At 43.0% G+C, this 26,024-nt stretch carries 23 protein-coding genes and 2 riboswitches; of the genes, 9 read left to right on the top strand and 14 right to left on the bottom strand.

Annotated elements, in window-relative coordinates:
• Positions 1–10: 10 nt before the first annotated feature.
• The 3 genes from QMG11_RS13945 (at position 11) to leuB (ending at position 2,982) form a co-directional block, all read left to right on the top strand.
• Positions 11–1,309, top strand: a complete 1,299-nt coding sequence (locus tag QMG11_RS13945; protein WP_281836781.1) for a 3-isopropylmalate dehydratase large subunit — start codon at positions 11–13, stop codon at positions 1,307–1,309.
• A 64-nt stretch (positions 1,310–1,373) separates the two neighbouring features.
• Entirely contained in the window at positions 1,374–1,934 is a 561-nt protein-coding gene (locus tag QMG11_RS13940) for a LeuD/DmdB family oxidoreductase small subunit (RefSeq protein ID WP_281836780.1), read from the top strand.
• Complete coding sequence (leuB, locus tag QMG11_RS13935; RefSeq protein WP_281836779.1) at positions 1,894–2,982, top strand: 3-isopropylmalate dehydrogenase; 1,089 nt, start codon at positions 1,894–1,896, stop codon at positions 2,980–2,982. Before QMG11_RS13940 ends, leuB begins: the two co-directional genes overlap by 41 nt.
• A 114-nt stretch (positions 2,983–3,096) precedes the next feature.
• Here the strand turns inward: leuB and QMG11_RS13930 are convergent, their stop codons facing one another.
• Positions 3,097–4,137: a MupG family TIM beta-alpha barrel fold protein gene (locus tag QMG11_RS13930; RefSeq protein ID WP_281836851.1), complete on the bottom strand. Its 1,041-nt coding sequence runs from the start codon at positions 4,135–4,137 to the stop codon at positions 3,097–3,099.
• Positions 4,138–4,611: 474 nt separating this feature from the next.
• Between QMG11_RS13930 and QMG11_RS13925 the strand changes: the two genes are divergently transcribed.
• Positions 4,612–5,469 carry a MurR/RpiR family transcriptional regulator gene (locus QMG11_RS13925; protein WP_281836777.1) on the top strand — a complete coding sequence of 286 codons (858 nt, stop codon included), beginning with the start codon at positions 4,612–4,614 and terminating at the stop codon, positions 5,467–5,469.
• Positions 5,470–5,702: 233 nt separating this feature from the next.
• On the opposite strand, the gene QMG11_RS13920 is transcribed toward QMG11_RS13925, so the two are convergent.
• From QMG11_RS13920 to QMG11_RS13910, 3 genes are all read right to left on the bottom strand, one after another.
• Positions 5,703–5,885 (bottom strand): hypothetical protein, encoded by a 183-nt coding sequence (locus tag QMG11_RS13920; RefSeq protein ID WP_281836775.1) that lies wholly within the window; start codon positions 5,883–5,885, stop codon positions 5,703–5,705.
• A 16-nt stretch (positions 5,886–5,901) separates the two neighbouring features.
• Positions 5,902–7,404, bottom strand: a complete 1,503-nt coding sequence (locus QMG11_RS13915) for a Ppx/GppA phosphatase family protein (protein ID WP_281836773.1) — start codon at positions 7,402–7,404, stop codon at positions 5,902–5,904.
• 213 nt (positions 7,405–7,617) lie between these two features.
• Complete coding sequence (locus QMG11_RS13910; RefSeq protein WP_281836772.1) at positions 7,618–9,105, bottom strand: YfcC family protein; 1,488 nt, start codon at positions 9,103–9,105, stop codon at positions 7,618–7,620.
• A 200-nt stretch (positions 9,106–9,305) separates the two neighbouring features.
• On the opposite strand from QMG11_RS13910, the gene QMG11_RS13905 reads away from it, so the two are divergent.
• Positions 9,306–10,142: a CvfB family protein gene (locus tag QMG11_RS13905; RefSeq protein ID WP_281836770.1), complete on the top strand. Its 837-nt coding sequence runs from the start codon at positions 9,306–9,308 to the stop codon at positions 10,140–10,142.
• A 122-nt stretch (positions 10,143–10,264) separates the two neighbouring features.
• Positions 10,265–10,615 (top strand): hypothetical protein, encoded by a 351-nt coding sequence (locus QMG11_RS13900; RefSeq protein WP_281836768.1) that lies wholly within the window; start codon positions 10,265–10,267, stop codon positions 10,613–10,615.
• Between the two features lie 113 nt (positions 10,616–10,728).
• Here QMG11_RS13900 and QMG11_RS13895 read toward each other — a convergent pair whose 3' ends face one another.
• The 5 genes from QMG11_RS13895 to QMG11_RS13875 all read right to left on the bottom strand — a co-directional run bounded on the left by QMG11_RS13895 (position 10,729) and on the right by QMG11_RS13875 (position 14,872).
• Entirely contained in the window at positions 10,729–11,127 is a 399-nt protein-coding gene (locus QMG11_RS13895; protein WP_281836766.1) for a hypothetical protein, read from the bottom strand.
• A gap of 99 nt (positions 11,128–11,226) precedes the next feature.
• On the bottom strand, positions 11,227–11,997 hold the full coding sequence (locus QMG11_RS13890) for an ABC transporter ATP-binding protein (RefSeq protein ID WP_281836765.1): 771 nt from the start codon (positions 11,995–11,997) through the stop codon (positions 11,227–11,229).
• Positions 11,998–12,019: 22 nt separating this feature from the next.
• The gene (locus QMG11_RS13885; protein WP_281836849.1) at positions 12,020–13,015 is read right to left on the bottom strand and encodes a FecCD family ABC transporter permease; all 996 of its coding nucleotides are present in this window, start codon (positions 13,013–13,015) and stop codon (positions 12,020–12,022) included.
• A 15-nt stretch (positions 13,016–13,030) separates the two neighbouring features.
• Positions 13,031–13,960: an ABC transporter substrate-binding protein gene (locus QMG11_RS13880; protein ID WP_281836764.1), complete on the bottom strand. Its 930-nt coding sequence runs from the start codon at positions 13,958–13,960 to the stop codon at positions 13,031–13,033.
• Entirely contained in the window at positions 13,961–14,872 is a 912-nt protein-coding gene (locus QMG11_RS13875) for a sirohydrochlorin cobaltochelatase (RefSeq protein WP_281836763.1), read from the bottom strand.
• 107 nt (positions 14,873–14,979) lie between these two features.
• A riboswitch (cobalamin riboswitch) is annotated at positions 14,980–15,158 on the bottom strand.
• 237 nt (positions 15,159–15,395) lie between these two features.
• Positions 15,396–15,567, top strand: a riboswitch (cobalamin riboswitch).
• Positions 15,568–15,640: 73 nt separating this feature from the next.
• Here QMG11_RS13875 and QMG11_RS13870 point away from each other — a divergent pair.
• A complete protein-coding gene (locus tag QMG11_RS13870) occupies positions 15,641–17,638 on the top strand; it encodes a TonB-dependent receptor (RefSeq protein WP_281836762.1) in 1,998 nt (665 codons plus the stop codon).
• Positions 17,639–17,730: 92 nt separating this feature from the next.
• Here the strand turns inward: QMG11_RS13870 and QMG11_RS13865 are convergent, their stop codons facing one another.
• The 3 genes from QMG11_RS13865 to fusA form a co-directional block, all read right to left on the bottom strand.
• Complete coding sequence (locus QMG11_RS13865) at positions 17,731–18,456, bottom strand: class I SAM-dependent methyltransferase (protein WP_281836761.1); 726 nt, start codon at positions 18,454–18,456, stop codon at positions 17,731–17,733.
• Between the two features lie 250 nt (positions 18,457–18,706).
• Positions 18,707–18,913 (bottom strand): hypothetical protein, encoded by a 207-nt coding sequence (locus tag QMG11_RS13860; RefSeq protein ID WP_281836759.1) that lies wholly within the window; start codon positions 18,911–18,913, stop codon positions 18,707–18,709.
• A gap of 68 nt (positions 18,914–18,981) precedes the next feature.
• Entirely contained in the window at positions 18,982–21,039 is a 2,058-nt protein-coding gene (gene fusA, locus QMG11_RS13855; protein WP_281836758.1) for an elongation factor G, read from the bottom strand.
• Positions 21,040–21,231: 192 nt separating this feature from the next.
• Here fusA and QMG11_RS13850 point away from each other — a divergent pair, with 192 nt between their 5' ends.
• Positions 21,232–22,878 carry a bifunctional diguanylate cyclase/phosphodiesterase gene (locus tag QMG11_RS13850; protein ID WP_281836756.1) on the top strand — a complete coding sequence of 549 codons (1,647 nt, stop codon included), beginning with the start codon at positions 21,232–21,234 and terminating at the stop codon, positions 22,876–22,878.
• Between the two features lie 50 nt (positions 22,879–22,928).
• On the opposite strand, the gene QMG11_RS13845 is transcribed toward QMG11_RS13850, so the two are convergent.
• Together QMG11_RS13845 and QMG11_RS13840 are read right to left on the bottom strand one after the other, a co-directional pair.
• Positions 22,929–23,204, bottom strand: a complete 276-nt coding sequence (locus QMG11_RS13845) for an HU family DNA-binding protein (RefSeq protein ID WP_281836754.1) — start codon at positions 23,202–23,204, stop codon at positions 22,929–22,931.
• A 474-nt stretch (positions 23,205–23,678) separates the two neighbouring features.
• A complete protein-coding gene (locus tag QMG11_RS13840; RefSeq protein ID WP_281836753.1) occupies positions 23,679–24,332 on the bottom strand; it encodes a murein L,D-transpeptidase catalytic domain family protein in 654 nt (217 codons plus the stop codon).
• Between the two features lie 584 nt (positions 24,333–24,916).
• Between QMG11_RS13840 and QMG11_RS13835 the strand changes: the two genes are divergently transcribed.
• Complete coding sequence (locus tag QMG11_RS13835) at positions 24,917–25,759, top strand: mechanosensitive ion channel family protein (protein ID WP_281836751.1); 843 nt, start codon at positions 24,917–24,919, stop codon at positions 25,757–25,759.
• The last annotated feature ends 265 nt before the right edge of the window (positions 25,760–26,024 follow it).

The raw sequence follows: 26,024 nt of genomic DNA, 5'->3' as shown, positions 1-26,024 counted from the left end.
GGAGAAGAGAATGAATGAGATGACTATTATAGAGAAGATAATTGCAAGAAGAGCCGGAAGGGAGAGGGTATCTCCCGGTGATAATGTATGGGTGGATGTAGACACCCTTCTTACCCATGATGTATGTGGTCCCGGATCAGCATCTATATTCAAGAGGGAGTTTGGAGAGGATGCAAGGGTATGGGACAGGGAGAGAGTGGTTATCATACCAGACCACTATATCTTCACCAATGACAAGCATGCTAACAGAAATGTTGAGCTCATAGGGGAGTTTGCCAGGGAGCAGGACCTGAAATACTTCTATGAACCCTTTACAGATAAGTACAAGGGGGTATGTCATGTGGCCCTGGCTGAGGAGGGGCACACCAGACCCGGGGAGATCCTCTTTGGTACCGACTCCCATACATGTACTGCAGGGGCCTTCGGGCAATTTGCCAGCGGTATTGGAAATACCGATGCGGCATTTATAATGGGAACGGGTAAGCTGTGGGTAAAGGTTCCAGAGAGCATTAAGTTTACCTACAACAACTCCCTACCTGACTATGTAATGGGGAAGGATGTCATCCTCCATGCAATAGGTCATATAGGCTTTGACGGAGGCACCTACAGGTGTATGGAGTTTCAGGGGAGTGCCATCAAGGAGCTGAATATAGATGAGAGGATGACTATCTGCAATATGGCTGTGGAAGCTGGGGGAAAGTGTGGAATCATAGAGGCCGATGACAAGGTGGTGGAGTTTCTAAGGGATAAAACTGACAGGGAGTATGAGATATTTAAATCGGATCCCCATGCTGACTACCACAGCAAGTACACCTTCAATGGAGAGGAGATAGAACCCCTAGTAGCCAAACCCTACTCCCCCTCCAATGTGGAGAGGGCCAGAGACCTTGAAGAAATAAGAATAGACAGGGCATATATAGGGTCCTGTACTGGGGGAAAGGCCACAGATTTTATTGCGGCTGCCAGGATCCTCAAAGGTCGGAGAGTGGCTGTGGAGACATTTATAATTCCTGCCACTACCCAGGTGGAGGAAGATATAAGAACTATGGAGGTAGAGGGCATCAAGATGATAGATATCTTCACAGAAGCCGGTTGTCATGTGGGAAAACCCTCCTGCGGAGCTTGTCTTGGAGGGCCTGCAGATACAGTGGGGCGAACCACAGGAAACGAGGTGGTCATATCCACCACCAACAGAAACTTTCCAGGGAGGATGGGATCCATGGATTCAAAGGTCTACCTGGCCTCACCCCTTACAGCAGCAGCTTCTGCCATTAGAGGGTATATAACAGATCCAAGAAGATATATGTAGGTTCTATAGGGAAGAAAAAAGAGTTACTGACTTTATTATCGATAGTTTGAGGAAGGAGAGAGGTATGAGGGAAAGTATAAGGGGAAGAGTTTATGTAGTGGGGGATGATATCGATACAGACCAGATCATCCCTGCAAAGTATCTGGTATACAGGGTAGATGACCCTGAGGAATCAAAGTTATATGGAAGGTATGCCTTTGCAGGGCTTCCCACGGAGGTTAAAAGGATAAATCCCTTTAAGGAGGAGGAAAGTCTTACCTCTGAGTTTACCATCGTCATAGGAGGGAAAAACTTCGGTTGCGGTTCCTCCAGGGAGCATGCTCCCCTTGCCCTTAAAAGGGCAGGAATTGGAGCTGTAGTAGCTGAAAGCTACGCCAGGATCTTTTACAGAAACTCTGTGGACGGAGGATTTATAGTCCCCTATGAGTGTGCGAAAGGACTTTCAGATGGATTCTCCTCAGGAGATGAGGCAGAGATATGCAGAAAGAGTAACACAATAAAAAATATCACCAGGGGAACCGAGTATCCACTAAAACCCCTTGGAGATGTAGAGGAGATCATAGAAGCCGGGGGAATATTTGAATATGCAAGAAGAAATAGGGGAGGTAGGATCCATGTCCAATAAAAAATTAAGGGTAGCTGTGCTTCCTGGAGACGGAATAGGAAGAGAGATAACAGAGAGTGCTGTCAGGGTAATGAGGGAGGCCATAGGAAAGGATAAAATAGAGTTCATAGAGGGAGATATAGGAGGGATCGCCTATGACAATACAGGAGATCCCCTCCCAAAGGAAACAGTAGACCTATGTAAAAACAGTCACGGAATACTTCTGGGAGCTGTGGGAGGAGATAAGTGGGATCACCTTCCGGGAGATAAGAGGCCTGAAGCAGGTCTTCTGAGGCTCAGGAAGGAACTGGGAGTATACTCCAACCTGCGACCTGCTGTAATCTACACCGAGCTTAGGGAAGCCAGCCCCCTTAAACCACACATTATAGGGGACAAGCTGGATATAATGATAGTGAGGGAGCTCACAGGTGGGATATACTTTGGAGAAAAGGAGAGGATAGAGGAGAGGGCCTCAGATAAGATGGCCTACAGTAAGTATGAAGTTGAGAGGATAGCAAGGATTGCATTTGAACAGGCCATGGGCAGAAGGAAGAGGATCACCAGTATCGATAAAGCCAATGTGCTCTTTTCCTCCAAGCTCTGGAGGGAGACTGTAGAGGAGGTAGCAAAGTCCTATCCGGAAGTAGAGGTTAACCACCTCTACATCGACAATGCAGCTATGCAGATGGTCATAGACCCAGGTCAGTTCGACGTCATAGTTACCAGCAATATGTTTGGAGATATCATCTCCGATATTGCCAGCGTAATAACGGGATCCATAGGTATGCTTCCCTCTGCCAGCATGGGAGATGGGGTATCCCTCTATGAGCCCATCCACGGATCTGCACCGGATATAGCAGATAAAAATATAGCAAACCCCATGGCCACCATTATCTCTGGGGCAATGCTCATGGAAAACTCCCTTAATATGATGGAGGAGGCTCAGAGGATCTATAGAGCCATCGAGAAGGTATTAGAGGCTGGCTACAGGACCTCGGACATCTCCACCAAGGGTGGGGTTCCCCTGGGAACAAGGGAGATCACCCAAAAGATAATTGAATACCTGTAAAAAGCAATATGACGTTGTATTCTGATAATTAGTTGAAACATTAATTCCTTCACGTAGTTTTTATAAAATCTATATTTTCTTAATAATAAAAAAGCTGAAGGATATCCTTCAGCTTTACTTATTTATCTTATAGAGTCTAAATCTGTCTCCTGGCTTTATCCTGTTAAGGAGCCTTCCTCTATCCTCTACCCTTCCCACAACATTGACCCTCTCATCTGCTGAAAGATTCCTCTTAACTATCTGGAGCTCCCCCTGATATCTTCCATAGAGGCAGTTATCTATTGTAACACTCCCTGCCTTCCTCTCACTACATATTTTCTGAGGTATCTCTTTGAGGACCCCCTCCTCTGATAGGTTTCTGCTCCTCACTACATACTCCCCCTGGTCTATCCTCTCTCTGTGGAAACCTTCAAAAATTTCTCTCTCCTCAGAAGACATGGGATATCCCTTGGTAGGAAGGAGCCACTCTCCTTCTGTGATCTCCCCTATAGCTCTTAACTCCTTTCCAGAGGCCATGGTATCTCCTATTAATACCACATCGCACCCCTCAGCCAGAAGTTCCTGGGTTCCCACAAGGATATTCAGGTTTCTGTGGGCCTCTACAGTGGGCATCCCCTCGAAGAGAGGTCCCATCCTCTTATTCTGACTTCCCACAAAAGCCATTACCTCCATCCCGTATCTCTTAAAGACCTTATTTCTCTCCCTTAAGAGTTCTATGGAGATTCCTGTGTCTCTTCTGGGATAGCAGTCATAACCCATGCTTATCTCCTCTGGGGACACTCCAAGCTCCATAAGCTCCTCCAGTACCTCCTCATGCATGGTACCTGCATCTAGCTGTATCCTGTAGTCCTTGGAAAGCGCAACTATCTCCTTCCCTGTAAAACCCCTACTCACTCTGAATATAAACTCCCCATATCTGCTCCACTCATATCTCTCAAAATCTTTCTTGGATATCTGCAGTATAACGGTCATTCCCAGGGACCTAGCCTTCTCAACTATCTCCGCAAGCTCAGAGTCCCCTGTCTCTGAGTTAGCTTCCAGAGTTTCTGGCGAGGTAAAAAGATACTTCCCTCCCCCCTCAGCTGCTCTTTCCATATATTTAAGCTTCTTCTCTACTTCCACTCCCATGCCAGGGAACACCGATACTCCATACATCTTATCCACACCCATCCTTTTATTATTTCTATACCCGTTTCAAACCTTCTTTTATACCTTCAATTTTAAATTTAGTTCTATTTGTTCTATTTTCATTCTCTAGACCCCTCTATTAGACTTTAGGCTAAAATTCCCTTCCTGTCAACAGTAATCTGTTAAAAATATTTAATACTTTCCTACAATATGTCTTCTTTAGTACAACCCTCCCTAAGTGTTACAAAAAAGTTTATTGTTCAGCTTCCTCTACTACGCCTTCTAGAGTGTTTTTAAAGGACTCCTGCTTCTCATTTTTTCCCATTCTGGGCCTTTTATCCAATCATGCCTTTAAACCTTCTCTACTAAACATCACCCCAGGAAATGGTAGAATTTATTATTCCTTCAATCCCTTGCTATATGAATAATAAATTCATAAATTTGTACTTTTTATCTAACTTGGTGTATAATTATTTATTGAATTACAAGGGAGGTTTTGATTTGTCTATAAAATTTTTAATCAATGATTTTTATGACAAGCTTTCTAAAACAGAGAAGAAAATAGCTGACTACATACTTAATCATATAGAGGAAGTAAAGGAGTTTACATCTGCTGAGCTGGCTAACAATGCCCAGGTAGGCCAGTCCAGTGTAATAAAGTTCATTAAGAAGATTGGATTTCAGGGGTTCACAGACTTCAAGATCAAGCTCAGTGAGGAGCTGGCAAGCCAGAAAGCCCTTAAGCCCCTCTTTCTGCACAACAACATCTCATCAGCAGACACAATCTATGAGGCCACCAAGAAGATAGCCTACAGTCATATAAACTCCATAGAGGAAACCACAAGCCGTATATCATACAACCACCTGAATAAGGTTATCGATCTATTAGAGAACTCTAAAAAAGTTGTCATTGTAGGAGTAGGTGCCTCCTCCTTGGTTGGAAAGGATTTTCAACACAAACTTACCAAGGTGGGAAGACTGGTTCTTCATGATCTGGATCCCCACGTTCAGATTACCCAGGCTGTAACTGCAGACTCAGATGACCTGATCCTGGCTATCTCCCACAGCGGAGAAACAAAGATAGTTATTGAGGCTATAATTGCAGGAAGAAAGAATGGAGCAAAGATAGTATCCATTACCGGTTCTAAAAATAACTCCATTTCAGCTCTATCAGACATCAGCCTCTACACCATTGCTGGGGAGGACTTTCTCAGATCTTCAGCTCTTTCCTCTAGAATAGCTCAGCTCACACTAATAGATGCCCTCTTTATAGGTCTCATAAAAAGGGATCATGTAAAATTAATGGATTATATCACCGAGAGTTCTAGCGTTCTTAGAAAACTCAATAGTATAAAGTAGTTGTTCCAGCTGAGATATTCAGCTGGTCTTTTTATTTAAATCTTTTTACTTTTTTATCTTTGTTTCTTCTACTTTTTATTTTATCTATTGATTTATTTTTATGATTTAATATATTTTATCCTATAGGTTTTTATTTGAGTTTGTTTTATATTTTTTAAAAAAAATTTTATATTAATTAATTATAGGACTTTTGATATCGGTGTAATAAAAAAAGCTCAGCTAAGAGCTTTTCTTTAATCTATGGATTCAAACTTTACCTTAAACTCATCCAGCTCCCTTACAAAGTGCATCTCAGGTTTCTCCTCTGGATAGTAGAGCACCATTATCTTACCGTCATCCTTGTTGGTTGCATTTATAATATCCTCCCTCAGAGAGATATAAGTTTTACCATTTTTCTTGTTTTTGTACTTTTTCATACTACTACTCCTTCATCTAGATTCCACAGACTACCAATTCTCTGTTAAACAGCTCCTTAAACCTATCATTGGACATGAGCATCCTGCTTATCTGAATATCCAGAAGGTTTTTCTTTTCCACACTGAAGATAACCTGTTTATCCCTCACCTCTATCCTAAATTCATCCTTATCCACAAGGAAGTTCTTGTTAAGAAGCTTGGATACTCTCAGGATTATAGAGAGCTTCTTTATACAGTTTAGGTCCTTCTTTCCCAGAAGATCCTCAAAATTCTTATGGAGATCGTTGAACTTATTCTGCTGGGATACGATGAGGGCTGCTGTTACAAGATCTCTGTGGGACATTCCTCTGAGACCTGAATTAAGGATCATATAGAGAGAATGAAAGGGGTGGTCGTAAAAGTTAATATTTACCCCTGCCCGTCCCAGGTAGCATGCAGTTTTAAGGATCTTTTCATCCCTTATATTTATCTTGTTTACCGTCTGTATCTTATCATAGATCTTTTTAAAAACCCTATAGGTTTTTTCCCCCTCCTCCACAGAGAGGCTGAACTTATTCATAATCTCCAACAGAGAGTTCTCAAATATCTCCTCTGTACTCTTGAATACCTTCAGGTAGTTGGAATAGACCATCCCCTCACGCATACCATTACCGCTGATTATAAGGCTCTCTATTCCAGAGAAGTTAAGTACCTCCTCCATAACAAAGAGTGCTCCAGTAAAGATAGGTGCCCTGGATACAGCCAGCCCCTTTACCTTGAGTTTCTCCTCATACCCCTTTGTTTTGATGCGGTTGTATATTACCTCTACATCTCCCTCCTTCAGGTGGTAGTTGTGAAGAAGGTTTAGGGGATACTCACACATATTGGCATGGATCTTGGCAAGGTTTCTCATGCTCCCCCCTACTCCTATAAGGGGAAGGTCCCCTACATCCTTTAGCCACTCCACAGATGTGATCCTGCTCTTTACGTGCTCCCTTAACCTTTTTTCCTCCTTGTTGCCTATAATATCCCTTATATTGGCGATCTCCCCAAGGGAAGCTGCTCCCATGGGAAGGCTCTCCCACTTCTTTATCCTTCTCTTCTCAAACCATATGATCTTAGTTGTAGTTCCCCCCATATCCAGAAGAACTCCGTCATTCAGTCCCAGGTTGTTCACTGCCCCTGTAAAGGAAGCATCCACCTCCTCCTTCTGAGAAAGAAGTCTTATCTCTATTCCCGTTTCCTCAGCTCCCCTTGCTATTAACTCCTCTAAGTCGCTGCACCCTGTATATGCAGATGAGAGGTAGCAGTTAATATCCTCTACTTCATACCTGTGGGAAAGTTCCTTGTACAAATAAATAGTGTGTAAAATCAGCTCAATCTTGGATCTGCCTATCAGCTTTTCCCTTCTGATCCTCTCACCAAGGGCTATATTTTCCTTTATATCCTCTATAATTTTAAAGGTAGAATCAGATAGTAATTCAAAAATTACCAGTCTTGCTGTCATAGAACCTATATCTATTATCCCTATTCTTTTCATTACAACCCCCTCCTCTCAAAAGTATATTATACTCCAAACCCCATATCAACTTTTTTTGGCAATTAATCCGACCTCTCTATAAAAAGCAGCGATCTTGCATATCAATGATCATTTGAAATACCAATTACTTCATGGAATTTTTTTATAAACTCTATGCTTTCCTTAATACTAAAAAAGAGGCAGCCTCAGCTGCCTCCCTCCTGTGAATCGCCTTTAAAAGAGTGTCCCAAGGGCCAGTCCGATACACGTTGTGGCAAAGAGGATTCCAAGAAGAGGTCCCATATACCTTACCCACTTGGTGTAGTCGATCCTTCCAATGGACAGGGCTCCCATTACCACTGCTGATGTAGGTGTAATCAGGTTGATTATACCTGAAGCAGACTGGTATGCTGTCACCACAAGACTCTTAGCTACCCCTGCAAACTCTCCCAGTGGAGCCATAATAGGCATAGAGAGGGTTGCAAGCCCAGAGGTAGATGGAATCAGGAAGGACATAGGGAGATAGAATACATATGTAAAGATGAGAAATGGTATCCTACCCAGACCTGCAAGGGACTTCTCTCCCCAGTAGAGTACCGTGTCCGTCATTCCCCCTGCATTCATCACAATGGTAATTCCTCTGGATACCCCTACTATAAGAGCTACTCCCAGAAGATCTCTGGCTCCAGTTACAAAGGCTCCCACTATCTCCTTCTCCTGCATTCCGTAGATCTTACCACAGATAACCGAAGCAACCAGGAACAGTACCGTCATCTCTCCAAACCACCAGTCTCCCAGAGGTAAAGGACTTCCCACAAGACTTCCAACTACCGGAAGGTTCATAACTGCACTATTCAACCTCTCAAATATAGTAATATTAAACTTATATGCCCATGGAATTACCCCCAGGATCATTACAAGGAAGGTAGCAGCAAAGACCCAAAGAATAGCTACCCTTCTTCCAGTGAGCTCCAGCTCCTCCTCTGAACTCTGTCCCAGGAAGTGTTCCTCATTTGCCTTTCTTAGGTCCGACACAAGGGATCTCTCAGGATCATTTTTTACCCTCTCAGCATACCTCATTACAAACACTATGGATATTCCTAGTTGGATTACAAGCATAGCCAGTCTAAAGAAGAGGCCCTCACCTATGGAGATTCCTGCAAAACCAGAAGCCACTCCAGTGGCAAAGGGGTTAACTGTTGAGTTTAATACCCCTATACCAGCCCCCAGTAGCACCGTTGATACCGCTGTAATCGTATCATAGCCGGCAGCTATGAACACCGGGATTATAAGGGGGTAGAAGGCTATGGTTTCCTCTGCCATACCAAAGGAGGTCCCTCCCAGGGAAAAAGCTATCATAAGGATGGGGATCATCATCCTCTCATTTCCCTTGAGCTTCTTAACTATATTTCCTATTCCAGCATCTATTGCTCCTGTTTTCATTATTACTCCCAGAAATCCTCCTATTACTAGAACGAATAGGGCTATATCCTGGGCATCGGCAAAACCTGCTATAGGTGCATTGATAATCTCCCATGCCCCCTGAGGGTTGGAATCAACGACCTTATAGGTCCCTGGTATTGGTTGTGGCTTGGATGCTGTGGGATCTACATAGTCATATTGACCAGCTGGTATTACCCATGTAAGTACCGCCACAGCTATTATTATTGATATAAGTATAGTATAGGCTGTAGGCATTTTAAAATTCTTCTTTTTTGACATAATTACCTCCCTCTATATTTTATCTCTAATTCAATTATCACTCCATAATTGGAAAAAATCAATAATTTTGCACCTCCCCCGCAGACTATACCATGATTTTCTAAGCATTAAATTGTTTTTTATTTAAATTTATGTTATAATTTTTAGTATTTGGCAATGGTTATATTCGTTAACTTTAATTTTTAATAGAGGTGTATAAGATGATAAAGATCGGTAAGAGACAAAAGATGAGAATAAATAATATCTCCAGTATTGGAGCGTACCTGGATGCAGGAACTGGAGAAACAGCAGACAACATCCTTCTTCCCAACAATGAGCTTGAGGAGATGGAGGTAGAGGTAGGGGATGAGTTAAACGTATTCATCTACCGTGACTCAGAGGACAGACTTATTGCTACACTAAAGCAGACTAAGGCTGTAATTGGAACAATGGCAAAGCTTGAAGTTGTAGATATCACTCCATTTGGAGCATTCCTTGATTGGGGATTAGAGAAGGACCTGCTTCTCCCCAAGGGACAGGAAGATGGTAACATCAAAATAGGTGAAACTTATCTTGTTGGAATTTATGAGGACAACAAGGGAAGAGTTTCAGCTACTATGAATATCTACAAGTTCCTTCTTCCTACCTTCAACTTTGAGGAAAATGACAAGATCACTGGTACTGTATACAGAATCGAGCCTGAGATTGGTGTATTCGTTGCTGTAGAGGACAGATACTTCGGTCTTATTCCTAAGAGTGAGTGCTTCAGAGAGCACAAGGTGGGAGAGACTGTAGAGGGAAGAGTAATGAGAGTCAGAGAGGATGGAAAGTTAGATCTTAGCCTTAGAGAGCTAAAGATCCAGCAGATGGACAAGGATGCTGAGCTTATCCTTAAAATGATGAAGGAAGGAAACTTCAACCTTACAGATAAGAGCTCCCCAGAGGAGATTAAGAAGGCCCTTGGTATGAGTAAGAAAGCCTTCAAGAGAGCTATGGGTACTCTATATAAGAACAAATTAGTCATAAAGACTGAAAATGGATTCATTCTTCAAAAATAATTTAGAGAGCGGCTGTGCCGTTCTCTTTTTTTATTATATTTTCCATAAATTTTAAAGGAATTGATAATAATTAGGGAATATCATTTAATAACGTATTATGTCTTATTGTAGAAGGGGTGAGAATGGTGGGGGGATTTTTATTACTTTTAACTATAGCTGTTATAATTTCTTTTTTCGCTTTTAGAGAGGGCAGGGATGTGTCCAAGCCCGTTGAGTATAATAGTGGAGCTTTTGCGAAAAACAGGCTCCTCAAGGACAGAAATAAATCCAAGGACGAGATCCAGAAGTTCAATGAGGAACAAATCCTAGAGGAGGTTCAGACCAGCGAGGTAAGATACGTCTTTGCCTCCAGTAAGAAGTACCATAGAGGGGAGTGCAGATTTGCCAACAAAAACTCCGCCCCAATTACTCTGGAGGAAGCTGAAGCCAGAGGTCTGTCTCCATGCAAGATATGCAATCCACACAAGGGTTAATAGAAGGAGCGTGACGCTACAACCTTTATAAACTTATGTAGTTGCTTTTTATATTGAAATCGATCTAGTATTCTATACTTTCCTTAAAAATAAAAAAAAGAGTAGAAGTGATTCTACTCTTTTTTCATTTGAATATCTATTACACTGCCCTTCTCCACCTCTATGAAGGGATTCTTATCATAGTCCTGGGTATAGGTAGTATCCTCGTCTGTAATCCTTATATTTGCATAGTAGCTTGCCCCGTCCTTGTCCCTTACAGGAGGATCTATAAGCTCCTGGGCGTTCTCAGGAAGCTCTACTATAACTTCCCTATCCTGGTTTAGCTCCTCTCTGTGGATAACGATGAGGGTTGCTCTGTGATCTGCCAGCATCTTGTCGTATCCATAGACCTCTACCCTTACCTCTCCAGTAGCAGGAAGCTCCCCTTTGAGGTTAAGAGTTATCCTTCCATCTTCCTTTCTTCCACAGGCTGCCATAATAAGTACTACCATTAAAATAAATATCTTCTTCATAGCTCATCCTCCATCTGTGTAGCATCATGCAGGACTCCCTGCATACTAATTTATTCTACACCATCGCCTGCTCCTATGCAAGATTTCCTCTTAATTATACTACTTAAAGATTCTATCTGGGAGATAGACTATAGAGAGCCTTCTGGTCCGAGGATTCTTATGGATCTCCACCTCTACCTCAAAGACCTCCCTGAAGAAGTCTTCCGAGAGGATCTTCTCAGTCTGACCGACTCCCCATATCCTTCCATCCTTAATTGCTACCACCTCATCGCAGTAGAGGGAGGCTATATTCATATCGTGAACTGCAGCTACCACTGTAATATCCAGGCTCTTAAGTATCTCCATGATCTGAAGCTGATACCTTATATCCAGGTGATTTGTAGGTTCATCTAAGACTATTATATCCGCTTCCTGGGCCAGAGCTCTGGCTATGAGTACCCTCTGACGCTCTCCTCCAGAGAGGGTAAAAAACTTCCTCTCCCCCATCTCTGAAAGACCTAAGCTTTTAAGGGCTTCCTCTACAATCCTCCTGTCCTGTCCATTATAGGTCTTGAATATCCCCTTGTGGGGATACCTCCCCATCATCACCATCTCTTTTACTGTAAAATCAAAGTCACTGCTGCCATGCTGACTTACCACTGCCATCTCTCTGGCAAGCTCTCTGCTGCTCACTGCTTTAAGCTTTCTTCCCTTCAGGTGGATATCTCCCTTACCCTCCACAGCCTTATATATATTCTTTAAGAGGGTAGATTTACCGCTGCCATTGGGACCTACGATCCCGATAAAGCTTCCCTCCCTTACCCTAAAGGACATATCCTCTATTATGGTTTTATCCTCTATACCATAGGACAGATTTTTTACTGCCAGCATCTCCTACCTCCAAATCAAAATTTTAAGCTCTCTGCCCCCCAAAGGCATAACCCCTCCTGATTATCCATAGGAAGAATGGCCCTCCAAGGGCCGAGGTCAGTATCCCAATGGGAAGCTCCTCTGGAGTAAAGACTATCCTTGCAAGGGTATCAGCTCCAGCCATAAATGTCCCCCCTATTAGAACTACCAGGGGGATCAGCTGTCTGTGCCCGCTTCCTGTGAGCCTTCTGGAAATGTGGGGTATTATCATCCCCACAAATCCAATTGTCCCGGTTATTGCAACTATCGTTCCAGTGAGTATTGAAGATACTCCTATTAGAAGCAGCTTCAGCCTCGTAGTGTCTATCCCTAAAACTCTGGCTTCCTCCTCACCCAGAAGAAGGGTGTCCAGCTCCTTGTGCAGAAGGATGCCGGCTCCTCCTCCTAATAGAAGAACTGCTGCCGGAAGAAGAAGGAGTCCCCACTGGGCTCCCCCAAGGCTTCCTGCCATCCAGAATACTGCATTTCTTACCTTGGATTCATCCTTTACCAGATATATCATAATACTTGTAATAGATGAAAATAGAGCGGATACAGCTATCCCTGTTAGCACCAGTCTGCTGGATGAGTAGTCCCCCTTAGTAAGGCCTATCACCATAATTGTAGCAAGAAAGGCTCCTATAAAAGCTCCCCCTCCCACACTGAGTCCTCCCAGTCCGAAGAACATGCAGAGAACAGCTCCTGTAGAGGCACCGCTGGAGATACCCAGAATATATGGATCTGAGAGAGGGTTTTTAGTAACAGCCTGCATAAGTACTCCCACAAGAGCAAGGGTCCCTCCTGTTAAAAAGGAGAGAATTGCCCTGGGAAACCTTATCTTCCAGACTATTACCCCCATCCCTCTGCTCCACTGGGGATGGAAGATCTCACTTCCTGAAATATTGTTTGCAGCTATCTTCCATACTGTAAGAAAGGGAATATCCACAGCTCCAAGGCTTATGGCCACTGTAAAGACAATAAGAAAGATTATAAATGCCATCTTCTTCAAATTCCTCTACCTCACTTCGAAAAACTCTTTTGACATGTGCTCCAGTACCCCTGCTATTCTCGGCCCTGGTGATATCTCAGCCAGGGAAACTACAACAAACCTGTTGTTTTTAACTGCTTCCAGCTCCCTGGTAAACTCATTCTTTCTTAAAAAATCTATCTTCTCCTCATATGCCTCGCTTCCGTAGTCAACTATGAGGATTACCTCTGGATCTCCATCAAGGATAGACTCCCAGCTGGCAGTTGCATAGTTTCCCTTAAGATCGGCAAATATGTTCTCCCCACCAGCCTTGGTGATGATATCATTCCCAAGTCCTCCACCGGCTACAACCAGAGGAGCCTCCCTTCCAGAGTCATAGGCAAATACCCTTACCCTGTCACGGCTTCCCCTCGTCCTCTCAGCTTTATCCACAGCTTCCTTCAGGTCTGCTACCACAGCCTGAGACCTCTCCTCTATATCAAAGATCCTTCCCAGGGTCATATAGTCCTCATATACCCTCTCTATAGTGGCTCCCCCCTCCAGGGAGGAGATTATATAGGGGTTGATTCCATTTCCCATGAGCTCCTCTACCCCCGCAAGTCTTTTGGGGTCTAATGATGAATGCCATCCGCTGATGAAATCTGGCTCCACCGAGTAGAGCACCTCCTTGGACGGATACCTTTCAGAGAGCACAGGTACCCTATCATAGGCTTCCTTGAGATCTGGAAGGATCTCATTGTCTGCCCAGCTTGTTCCCACCATGCTATCCTCCAGTCCCAGGGAAAGAAGCATCTCCGTCATAAAGTGTGAGGTGGTCACTGCCCTCTTAGGTGCTTCCTCAAAGGTCACCTCATACCTCTTTCCCCCTACATTAAAGTCCACCGTTACAGGCTCATAAGCATAGACACCTCCTGCAAGGGTCAGAAGTAAGCCCACTGCTATTCCCTTTAACTTCATCTACACTACCTCCCTCAGGATATTATCCTTCTTCTTGGCCATATCCTCCTCTACGTGGTCTATGGCATCCTCTATGTGGTGGATCAGCAGGTGCTGTATCTCAGCTATCTCACCCATCCCCTCCATGGATACCTCTACCTTTATCCCTCTTTTTTCAAGGGTTTCCCTCCACTCACCGGCTATGTCCTCCTCTGCATGGACCCCGGCTACGACCATGAGGGGCACCAGTACTACCTCCTTTACATCTCTGCTCTCCAGCTCTCCTATGATTTCATCTAAGCCGGGATACCCCTCCACAGTTCCTACCAGGATATTTTTATATCCCCTTCTGTCCAGGATATACTGGAGCATCCCGTAACTGGCCCCTGCATGGTGGGGAGTTCCATGTCCCACAAGGACTACCTCCCTCTCTGGATACCTTCTGTGAAAGATATCGGCCACCTCCATATAATCCTCTGGAGAGGTGAGAAGGGGTGCCCCTACTCTGATATCCTTAAAGGCAGCAGATACCTTTCTCACCTCCTCCTTCAGGTGCTCCGATTCGATCCCGTTTATCACGTGGGTAGCCTGTACAACTACATGGGTGAAACCATCCTCTGCCATCTTTTTAAGAGCCTCCCCTGGAGTTAAGAACCTCTTTCCAGATTGTGTATATACCTTTTTAATGACCATCCTCGAGGTATAGGCTTCCCTCACCTCATATCCGCCGAAGTCCTCCTCCACATGGTTTTTTATGCTATCTAAAGCTCTTTCTCTTGCCGTCTTTTTGCTGGTACCAAAGTGAACGAGAAGAATTCCCTTTCTGTCTCCCCCCTCCAACACCATCTCCGAGTGGATCTTGTGGTGACCCCCGTGGGCAAATGATCTCCTTGCTAAAAATATTCCCAGTAATCCTGCTGCTAATAACTTCATACTCTTCCCCAACTCCGCTTTAATAATTTTTTAATAAAAAAGATCCCGAGCAAAAACTCAGGATCACCAAAAACACAGTGTCCATCATCTCGTCCTCGCAAGTGACAGTAGTCTTATCTCTTAAGGCAGGTCTCCTGGCTCGGTTTCACCTCAGAGACAACCTTCCCAAGACTAGCTCAGTGGTATCCTGTCTCCGATCAACCTTACAGTGGCGGGACCGCGGAGGACTCTCACCTCACTTCCCTTTTAACCCTGATCTCCAGGGCACCTTAAAGATATATTTCGACTGAAACTATACTAGTTTTAAAGTTAAAAGTCAAGAAAATAAACACTTTCAAACTCTAAAGTCCTTTTTAAGTTAATATATTTCGAAAAACATTCATTTATTTTATTTTTATCTGATCTAGAATTTAAAATTTAAATATCTTCCCCCTACCTCAATATTAATAGTGATCTTCAACAGTATTTTGTTCAAATTTAAGATATTTTTTTTGACATCTGAATATTTTATTGGTAGGATCGGACCTGTGTAAAATTTTATGGTTCTTTAAGATTAATAGGGAAGAGGAGTGAGATTCTCCCACGATCCCGTCACTGTGAAGCGGACTGCAGGCCATTGAATCCACTGGGAAACCGGGAAGGAGGCTGAAGGGATGATGCCAAGTCAGGAGACCTGCCATAAAAATATTTCTGCGAGGACGGAAGAGTATTGGATACTTTTCCCCAAATTAAAGTTACCTATAAAAAGATACTAAGAAGGGGAGAGAGATGAAGAAAAAGTTATTGCTAGGGGCATATATACTATGCTCAATTTCAGCTACGTCAATTGATAATATTGATTTTTTTGAGGTAGAAGGGGAGTCAACTATCGTTCAGAGGTTGGATGATAGTGTTATCACAACGGAAAACTTTGAGACCAGTGTGAGGGACACTCCGAGAAATATCACTGTTATCACCAAGGAGGAGATCCAGAAGAAGGGGGCCAACGACATCCTGGATGTTGTGAGAAACGTTCCCGGTCTTACTGCAAGAAAGTACAATGACGGCGAGGTAAGGTTTGATATCAGGGGCCAGAACACCATGTATGCCAACAGAAATGTGGTAGTTACAGTGGATGGGGTTCCCATAAATAGGATAAATGGAGGATACAGCACCAGCCAGATCCCCGTGGACTCCATTGAGAGGATAGAGGTTGTTCCAGGGGGAGGGGGAGTCCTCTATGGTAACGGAACCCTTGGAGGGGTGGTAAATATCATTACCAGGTCACCTCAAAATCAGAAAAACTACGGTAGTGTGGGAATCAAGCTTGGAAGCAACAACCTTCTTGAAAACACAGTAGATTACGGGACTAAACTTACAGATAACCTCCTTGCTGAGGTGGGGTTCACAGACCTCAACTCCGACGGTTGGAGGGATGATGAAAAGGATGACAGGCAGAATGCAAGATTGAGAACTATGTATCTCTTAGACGGTGGAGACCTGGAGTTTAAGTACAACTACTCTAAGAAGGACTATAAGTACGGGACAACCATTCCATACTATATGATAGATGACAGGACCCAGGTAAATAGCTGGAGCCAGGGGAAGACCCAGGAGGACGACTTCTATCTCAAGTACAGACAGGAGATAGGGGAGGACCTGGAGTTTCTTGTCTATGGTAACTACTACCAGAAGGACTACGACTCATATGATAAGAGCAAGGGAAGCTACTACAGGAGGGATGAGGAGGAGAGGTACTATACCAAGGCCCAGATAAAGTACTCCTATGGTAGGGAGAACTACCTGATCCTCGGGGGAGACTTCTCAGACAGCAGCCTCCTGGATGTAAGGTCCCACAAGGAGTCCAAGAGGGAGGCCTACGGTGGATTTGTTCTGAACAAATTTAAGTGGGGAGACTTCCAGTTTACCCAGGGATACAGAAGGGACTACTCAGATTACGACTACTGGTACAGTGCTTCGACTATGATTCCAGAGGATAGGAGGGGGCAGCATAGTACAGAATCCTTCACCAACGATGCATGGGAGCTGAGTCTGAGCTACTCATATTCAGACACCGGTTCAGTCTATACAACCTACAGCAGAAACTTCAGAACTCCCACAGCCTCAGAGATTGGATTCTGGGTAGGTCCGGTAGAGCCCCAGGTAGACGATACCATAGAGGTGGGAATCAAGGACTTTATCGGTAATACCTATATCTCAGCCTCTACCTTCTACAAGAGGAGTAAGGATCAGATCCACATGGCCATCCCAGAGGATCCCCACTACTGGCAGTACAGTGCAAACTTCGGAATCGGAGACGTGGAGAGATATGGAGCTGAGCTCTTCCTGGAACACTACATAGGAAGGCTTACCCTTAGATCATCGGTGACATATATAGAGCATGAGATTATCTCTGGTAAGTATGAGGGGAACAAGGTCCCTTCCGTTCCAAATCTTACAGGTAGCCTGGGGGCGTCATACCTCCTTGCCCAGGGACTTACTGTAAATGCAGATGCCATCTACCACGGTAAGATGTATGACCTGGATGACCTGGAAAATGAAAGGGGAGAAGATGTAGATGACTACGTTGTTGTGGACCTTTCAGCAATATACCAGATGGAAAACGGGGTAACTATTACCGGTAGAATAAACAATGTCTTCGATGAGGGATATGACAGGTATGTTGGAGCCTGGGAGGACTTCTCTCAGCCAGGTCAGCCTATTGTAAGGCAGCACTACCCGGCACCTGGAAGAACCTACACCCTTGGAGTAAAATACACCTTTTAATACAAAAGAAGAAGGCTATAGCCTTCTTCTTTTTCTTATACTGCTTTCACATAGAGATTTCATGTAAACAGGAATCTGATAATATCTTATATTTACCTATTCTTTATAGCTTTTATAAATAAAAACTGTGGCCTCTTGGTCAGGGTTTCATATGCTTTACTATTCTTTTCCTTGAATTTCAAGGTAGGCATTGGTTCCAGGATCTCTTCTATTAAAAAACCAGCACCTGTTATACTGTTTATTACTTCATGGAGGGGTCTTGTGTAAAACCTTACCTCTACTTCCCTTCCATTCATATTCCAAATATCTGTAGTCAGTTCCCTCCTAAAATAATCCTCCTTTTCAAAGACCAGATATTCCATAAAGGGGTGGTGGATCGATATTACCAGCTTCCCCTCATCCTTTAAGACCCTGTTAAATTCATTGAGAGCAGTACTCCAATCTTCCAAATAATGCAGCGTCAGGGAGCTTACAACCTTATCAAAGGTCTTATCCTGCAGGTAGTCCATCCTCTCATTTAAATCATGGCAGTAGAAATTATAACTCCCCTTTACTTCACCCTTTAAACGGTGATTTGCGATCTTTATCATTTCAGGACTAAAATCTAAACCTACAACACCCCTTGCTTCCATCTCCAGAAACTTCTTACTATACCATCCTGCTGCACACCCTGCATCTAAAATCTTCTCACCCCTTACCTCCCCCACAAGGGAAAGGGTTGCCGGCCTTTCATAGTCAGCATTCCAGGGTTTATTGTCCACATATTCTGCATAGTCATCAGCCATTTTTTCATAGGACTCCAAAGAAAGTTTATTCATATTCCACCCCCATATTTTTCATAGCGAGGAGTTATATTAACAAAATAGAGAGGATATGTCAACTCTCCCTACTCATCTTTATCAAACACCTTAAAAACCAGGTATCCATTTTTTAAAGAAAAAATCATTGTCTGACTATAATGAGATTTTAAAGGCTACCACCCACTAATTCGGTTTTATACCTTCGGGACTCCCCCTATTCCCCACAAAAAAAGGAGACAGGTTTATCTGTCTCCTCCACTATCTAATATCAACCCTTCAGTTTTCCTGCCAATACCGATCTGAAGGACCTCTTCAAATCACTGGCACTGTACTTCTTGTGCCTGGACACAGTTGCCAGTACCTGGTTTACCATCTCATCTCTCATTTCATCTGTGATAAACTCCTCATACTCTCCCATAACATCGTAGACCAACTTATCTAACTCCTTCTTTATCTCTTCCCTTGTTATAGCCATTGTTCCTTCCCCCTTCCTTATCCTACCAAATAAGGAGACAGCTCCACCGTCTCCCTATCTATTTTTTTTTATTTTGAACTTTCAATCACTCCCTGAGCCAGGTTATCAGGCATCTCCTGGAACTTCTCAAAGGAGAGTTCGAAGCTTCCTCTTGCCTGGGTAAGAGCTCTCAGGTCTGTTGCATACTTGAGCATCTCATTTTGAGGCACCTCAGCCACTACCTTCTGCTCTCCGTGATCCGTTGGATCCATTCCAAGTATCCTTCCCCTACGCTTGTTGAGGTCTCCCATGATATCTCCCATGTAGTCATCTGGTATTGTTATCTCCACCTTCATTACAGGCTCCAGCAATACCGGCTTTGCCTCAGGGATCCCCTTTCTGAAGGCGAGAATTGCTGCCTGCTTAAAGGAGTGCTCATTGGAGTCCACCGAGTGGTAGGATCCGTCGTAGAGGGTTGCCTTGAAGTTTATCATTGGATATCCAGCCAGCACTCCCTTTACCTTGGCCTCTATAAGTCCCTTCTCTACTGCAGGGATATATTGCTTCGGCACAGATCCTCCGTGGATCTTATCCTCAAATACAAACTCCTCTGAGGAAGGTTCAAATTTAATATGTACATCTCCGTACTGTCCCGATCCTCCAGTCTGCTTCTTGTGCTTTCCCTGTACCTCTATTACCTTCTTTATAGTCTCCCTGTAGCTGATCTTCGGTTCTGAGATCACACTGTGTACCCCAAACTTATTTTCAAGCTTATGGATTACCACCTTAAGGTGCTTCTCTCCCTGTCCCCCTATGAGGAGCTGCTTAGTCTCATAGTTTCTATCCACCACAAAGGTTGGATCCTCCTCTGTAAGCTTCTGAAGGCATGTACTTATCTTCTCATCATCGGTCTTGTCCTGAGGCTCCACTGCCAGGTATAGGCAGGCCTTAGGGAAGTTTATATCCTCATACCTTATAGGGCTGCTCTTATCACAAAGGGTATCTCCAGTCTGTGTATACTGTAGCTTAGTTGTAGCTCCTATATCACCAGCCTTGATCTCATTTGCCTCCAGCTGATTGATTCCTCTGAGGAAGGATATATTGGCTATCCTCTCCTTCTTGTTTCTATTGACATTGAGTACCTCTGTATCCCTCTTGAGGCTTCCTGAGTTCACCTTAAATAGAGAGATCTTACCCACAAATGGGTCAACTATAGTCTTAAAGACGATTGCCGAGAATGGATCCTTCTCATCTACCCTTCTCACCTCTATCTCATCGTTTGTTGGGTTTATCCCCTCTCTCACTCCCTCATGCATCTCCTGAGGTGTGGGCATATAGTCGTAGAGCATATCAAAGAGGGTGTGTATTCCTATCCCCTTGAGGGCAGATCCTACCACCACAGGGACTACATCTCCAGCTACTACTCCCTTGTGAAGCCCTCTGTGGATCTCCTCCACGGTAAACTCCTCACCGCCAAAGTACTTCTCCATGAGCTCCTCATCTGTTTCAGCCACCGCTTCAAAGAGCATATCCCTTACTCCAGAGTAGTCTATATCCTCTGGAATCTCACAGTCCACACACTTCTTCCCGTCAAACCTTCTTCCCTTGAGGTCGACTACATTTACAAAACCTTGGAAATCATCCTTTTCACCCATAGGAATACAGAATGGAGCTACCTTCTTACCGAGCTTCTCCTTCATCTCACCAAGAAGCTTCTCATAGCTAATGAATCCCTTATCCATCTTATTTATAAAGATAAGCTTTGGAATTCCTCTCTCCTCCAGCATTCTCCATGCCTTCTCAACTCCTACCTCTACTCCAGCTGTGGCATCTATAACTATTACTCCGCCACCAGCTACTCTAAGGGCTGATACTACCTCTCCCTTAAAGTCAAAGTAACCGGGAGTATCCAAGATATTGTACTTGTGTCCACCATACTCCAGAGGTATTACAGAGGTGTTTATAGAAAACCTTCTGTGGACCTCCTCCTTATCAAAATCCGAGATTGTTGTTCCCTCTTCCACGCATCCCATCCTCTTTGTTGCGCCGGAAGTATACAGGAGTGACTCTACCAGGGTGCTTTTACCGCTTCCTCCATGACCAAGAAAAGCTACATTTCTTATCTGACTCATTTCATAGTTTTTCATTACTTTTCCCCCTTTTTCGCCTTTGATATTATATTGCAACAACCTTTTGAATAATTTATTTACATTAAGTTTATTTAAAAAATAATTATGTTTCCTTTTTTATTTTTTTATATAACTTGCCCTTACAAAATTTAAAAGGATTTTTTTTTAGAGGATAATATACTTTAATTGAGGGAAAAGGGAGGGAGTCTCATGATTAATTTAGTTTCCATGACCAATCTCATAGATAACTGGGTAAACCCCAGAGGAATAAAGAGGATCCTGGTTGTAGTCCTTCTTCTTGGATTACAGCTTCTCATAGGAGGTGTGGTGTACTTCACTGGAGGGACTAAGTTTGCCTATCTTCACCTCATGTACTTCCCTATCTTTCTGGGAAGCCTCCTCTTTGGTACCCTCGGGGGAGCTGTCTTTGGTGCTGCTGGAGGACTTATACTGGGGCCCTATATGCCCATAGAGGTAGCCCTCATGACCATGCAGCCGGTGGAAAACTGGACCATAAGGGTTGTCTTCTTTGTAATTATAGGTTCCCTCATGGGAGGAGTACTGGAGCTTCTGGTCAACTACCTGAAGCAGATAAACACCATCACCTTCTACAACACCACAACCAACCTTAGAAACAGAAAGTACTTTGAGAATACCAATTTTGAGGGGGATAAGGAATACTTTCTGGCCCTCCTCAAGATAGAAAACTACTCCAAGGCTATCTCAAACCTGGGATACGATGTCACCAGCGACATCATTAAAAAGTTTGCCAGCAAGCTCACTAACATCGACGATACCATAGGAGGAGGAGAGGTCTTCCACTTCTCAGACAACCAGTTTGCCATACTCCTTACCCAGGTGAGCACCGAGGAGGTCTTCAAGGACCTCTCAAGGATCCTCAGGGGCACTATAAAGCTGGAGGAGGCTGAGTTCTACCCTGAGATCTCCCTGGGAATCTCCGGATACACCAAGGATACCATCGAGCTCATCAAGAAGGCTGAGATGGCCAGACTCTTTGCCAGAAAAAACCTGCTGGACTTCTACCTCTTCATCCCCGAGGTCTCCCAGAGGGACGTTATGAACTTCCAGCTCTTCAGTGAAATGCCAAGAGCCCTCAAGGGGAAGGAGTTCTACCTCTGCTTCCAGCCTAAGGTGGATGTTAGGTCCAGGAGGTTGGAGGGGGCTGAGGTCCTCATCAGGTGGCTCCATCCAGACAAAGGGATAATACGTCCCGATGAGTTTATTCCCTACCTTGAGACCACAACCTTTATCAACAAGATCACCCACTGGATTATCTGGGAATCCCTAAAGGCTATAAACCTATTCAGGAGGGAGGGGATAGATATAAACCTCTCTGTAAACGTCCCCCTAAAGTATATAAAAAACCCCGCCTTTATAAGTTCGTTAAAGGGGTTCAGCAGCCTGGGACTGCCCCTGCATAAGATTGAGATAGAGGTACTGGAAAGGGACCTTATAGAGGACTTCACAGACATCGCCTCAGCCATGAGGGAGGTCAAGTCCTATGGCCCTACCTTCTCATTGGATGACTTTGGTACAGGCTACTCCTCTGTATCCTATATCAAGAAGCTTCCCTTTGATAAGATAAAGATCGATAAGATGTTCGTCACCGATATAACTACGAACCGGGAGAACAGGGATATAGTGAGATCCTCCATTGAGCTGGCTCACATAATGAAGGTAACGGCTTTGGCTGAAGGAGTAGAGGATGAGGAGGCCTTCAACATCCTAAGGGATCTGGGATGCGACTATATCCAGGGCTACTACCTTTCAAAGCCCCTGCGGGACAGGGAGTTTATAGAGTGGTGTAAGGATCCCAATAGCGACTTTAGCCTCTAAATTTCCATAATAAAAAAACCTTCCATTACGGAAGGTTTTTACTTTATTAATTAGTTAACTTTATCGTTAAGCTTCTTTCCAGCCTTGAACTTTACAACTTTCTTAGCTTCGATCTGGATCTCTTCTCCAGTCTTAGGGTTTCTTCCCATTCTAGCTGCTCTCTCAGCTACTTCAAATTTTCCCCATCCGATGAAGTTTACTTCTTCACCTTCGTTAAGTACTTCTTCTACAGTTCCAAGGAATGCATCTAGCTTTCTTTCAGCGTCTGCTTTTGATTCAAATCCACCCTTTTCAAAAAATAATTTTACAAACTCTTTTTTAGTCATTATTACTACCTCCTATTATTAACCCTTGAAATATAAGGGCTTTACGCTTAATCTTTTATACCATAGAATTTTTATTATTTCAACAACTTTTTTTAAAAAGCCCTTATTTTTTAAGGGTTACAAGCCTATCCGTACACTTTTGTTCTAAAAAAGTTCATTTTATCCACTATCTTCTTCACCCCTTTAACCCCAGTAAAATCAATGTTTTTTTTGTATCTTTTAATTCTCTATTAAAAAAGTGTCATAATATCAACTGATCCATACAAAGATTGAGTATTTTTGGGATAATTCGTCTGATAGTGATTTTAATCTTCTATTGGAACCGCCATTTATTGGGGATTTGCTCCCTGCACCTACGAAATAACCTTTTTCCTACTCACTCCAAGCCCCTAATTTTCACCTGAATACTAAATTATTCTCCAATAATTTAAATCCTAAATATTAAAAAAAGCTGGAATAAGATCCAGCTTTTCTCTATAAGATATTTGTTTTATTTGAATAAGTGTTGTCATTCCCATAAACAAACAACACGCTTCCATTCTTAATGGTATCGATAACCTCTTTACTCAGATTATCTGGCAGTGCAGGGCATCCCCAACTTCTCCCCAGCCTCCCGTTTCTTCTAATAAAGTCATCTGTAGCATAGGCTGCTCCATGAATAACAATGGTTCTTTCTCTGGCTCTGTCGTTTATCCCCTTCTCCAGGCCATCCAGCCTAAGGGAGTAACCATTTCTCCCGTAGTAGGTTTCATTGGTTAAGAAGAACCCTAAAGAACTCTGACGGGAGTTCAGTGTGTTGGAAAATCTGCTTGCTTCATTCCCTCCAGTATTCACCCCATGGGAAACATAGGTCTTAAAGATAACCTCTTTTCTTTTCAGGTCGAGAACATAAAATCTCTCTTCAGTAGAGGGCTTTGAGTAGTCGATAATAGTTATAACATCCTTTTTTTTCTTTGCATCGATCCTGCTGTAGCCGATCATTGCATCCTTGAAAAGGTCGTAGGAAATCTCCTTAGATAACTTCATCTCGTTGTAGAGAGTTTTTATTTCATTCTCCCCCATACTGAAACTTGTAATAGAAACAAGTAGCAGCAACAGTGTTGAAATAATTAAAAAACTCTTTTTCATCTGTATCCTCCTGATATAGTTTAACAAATCCATTATAACGTTTTTGTCCAAAAACAAAAAGGGTTTTCTATGACAATTTGCGTTTTATGTGTTTTTTAATAGTTTTTTAAGTATTCAACTGAGACTGTCATACTCCATTTAAAATATAATTATGTAGGAAATCCCAATGAACACTTGAAAAGTGTAGATAATGTCTTCAGGAGGTTTTATCTATGAAAGATTACTTTTTTAATTTGCTTGATAGTGATTTTTTCCCACACATTATAAGTATTCTTCTCTTTATTTTTTATCTTATATTTATAAAAATTTGCTATAGAATCCTTAATAAACTCAAGCTGAAAAAGCTTTTAAAAATCCTAGAGCCTGAAGAGGACCTAAATGAAACAAAGCCAGATAAGCCCGTTTTTTTTGACAGAGGTATGCGCATGTACCTGTACTCTATCCTCATAAAGCTTCTCAGGGTAGTATTGTTCACACTGATTCTAATTTTCACACTCCCTGCGCTATTCTACATCAATCCCCCCACTAAAATTATTGCTACTAAATTGCTAGGGCTGATTCTTCTCCCACTACAAAAGGTGGCAATGGGAATATTGGAGTATCTGCCAAGCCTGTTTACCATTATAGTGATTGTTCTTGTTTTAAAGTATTTCTTAGAAGTTTTCAGGTATATATCTGTCAAAGTGGAGTCAGAAAAATTAAAAATTCCGGGTTTCTATCCTGAATGGGCAGGTCCCACCTATAACCTTCTTAAGTTATTTATATATCTGATGGGATTAGTAATTTTGTCCCCCTATCTCCCAGGGGCAGGTTCCGCAGCCTTTAAAGGAATTACAGTATTTGTTGGTTTTATTGTATCTCTGGGTTCATCCTCCTATGTGGGAAATGCTGTAGCAGGAATTATCCTTACCTATATGAGAGTCTTTCAAGTGGGAGACAGAATAATGGTAGATAATACTTTGGGGGATGTTCTTGAGAGAACTCTTCTGGTAACAAGGTTAAAGACCCCTAAAAATGAAAGGATTACAATCCCCAACTCCAAGATCCTCTCAGGCTCCATTATCAACTATACCTATTCAGCCAGCCAGTACAAGGTTATAGTTTATACAAGCATCACCATCGGCTACGATGTGGACTGGCATGTTGTTCAAAGGCTTATGATAGAGGCTGCTAAGGAGATTGATGAGGTGGCAGATACACCTACTCCCTTTGTACGCCAAAAGTCTCTGGATGACTTCTATGTGACCTATGAGATAAATGCATATACTACCCATGAGAAGAAGATTCAAAGCATCCTTTCAAAACTTCACGAAAATATCCAGGATAAATTTCATTCAGAAGGTGTTGAAATCATGTCCCCTCATTACAGGGTCGCTAGAGCCAATGAGGATCTTGCTATTCCTAGAGATTACCTCAAAGAGAAGTAGTTTCTTCTTTTTCACCTTCTAAAATCCATTAACTGACACTCTCATATGCTAAAAAGGAGCGTGACGCTCCACCCTTTCTAACCTCATGTAACTGTTTTTTATCAAGGTCAATAACTTATAATTCTATACTTTCCTTAATTAGGCTGTTGCAAAAGTATTGTATAATTTTCAATATTGCAATGGCCTTTTCTATTGTAAATAATAATATCTTTAAACTAACATTAAAAAACTTCCTGCTTAGCCCTCTAACTCTATGATTATCAAT

This window comes from Propionigenium maris DSM 9537, assembly GCF_027925155.1.
Classification (GTDB): Bacteria; Fusobacteriota; Fusobacteriia; order Fusobacteriales; family Fusobacteriaceae; genus Propionigenium; species Propionigenium maris.
Note: the sequence above shows the minus strand (reverse complement) of the source record. Positions and strands in the feature narration are given on the sequence as shown.